This is a genomic window from Candidatus Burkholderia verschuerenii, from assembly GCF_001189365.1.
GTDB classification, from domain to species: domain Bacteria; phylum Pseudomonadota; class Gammaproteobacteria; order Burkholderiales; family Burkholderiaceae; genus Caballeronia; species Caballeronia verschuerenii.
Window position 1 is genome coordinate 1 of sequence record NZ_LFJJ01000432.1, and the last position, 1041, is coordinate 1041.

Genomic DNA, 1041 nt, shown 5'->3' on the forward strand with positions numbered 1-1041 from the left:
AAAGAGCGGAGCGATAAGCTGAGAAGGGCGCGCTGAGTTTGAGTTGCTGCGCAACTCAGCGCGCCATCGGCTGGTGGAGCCGATGGAAAAGTCAAAACGACAACGGAGCGTATCGGTTGGCGATTTATCATTTCAGCATGAAGCCTATTTCGCGAGCGAAAGGCCGGAGCGCCGTCGCCGCAATGGCCTATCGTGCCGCAGAAAAGCTGACCAACGAGCGCGACGGGATCACGCATGACTACACCGCCAAACAGGGCGTGGACCATGCGGAAATCGTCTTGCCGGAAGGCGTCAACGCTGAGTGGGCGCGGGACCGATCGACGCTTTGGAATGCAGCCGAATTTGCCGAGAAGCGTAAGGACGCCCGCGTAGCGCGGGAGTTCGAGGTTGCCTTGCCGCATGAGCTGTCGGCTGAACAGCGCCTAGAGGCCACGCGGGCGATCGCGCAGGAATTAGCGAACCGCTATGGCGCGGCCGTGGATTTCGCCATCCATGCGCCACACGACGCCAGCGACGTTCGCAATCACCATGCGCATGTGATGATGACGACGCGGCAGGTTGGCGAGGATGGTCTTGGCGACAAGACGTATCTTGAGCGCGAAAACAAATGGCTTTTGGCGAACGACCTGCCGACGACCGACATGCAGCTTCGCGACCTTCGGCAGCGATGGGAGGGGATCGCCAACGAGCGGTTGGCGATGGCCGGGCTTGATCTTCGGATCGACCATCGTTCGCACATGGAGCGCGGGCTTGAGATCGCGCCGACAGAACATATGGGCGTCCATGCCACGCAGATGGAGCGGCGCGGCATGGACGTGTCGCGCACGCGGCTGGACGAGGATGCAGCGCGGCGCAACGCCGAACTGATCCGCGAGAAGCCGGAGCAGGTTCTCACGATCATCACCGGCGAAAAGAGCGTGTTCGATCGGCGCGACGTTGCAAAAGCGTTGCATCGCTACATCAACGACGACCGCCAAGAATTCCAGAGCGCCTTTGCGAAGGTCATGGCCTCGCCGGCGCTGGTGGAATTGCAGGCTGAGC

At 61.4% G+C, this 1041-nt stretch carries 1 protein-coding gene; it reads left to right on the top strand.

What is annotated here, in order from left to right:
* Positions 1–116 precede the first annotated feature (116 nt).
* Positions 117–1041: MobQ family relaxase (gene mobQ, locus BVER_RS29580; RefSeq protein ID WP_198155529.1), on the top strand; the 925-nt coding region annotated here is incomplete at its 3' end.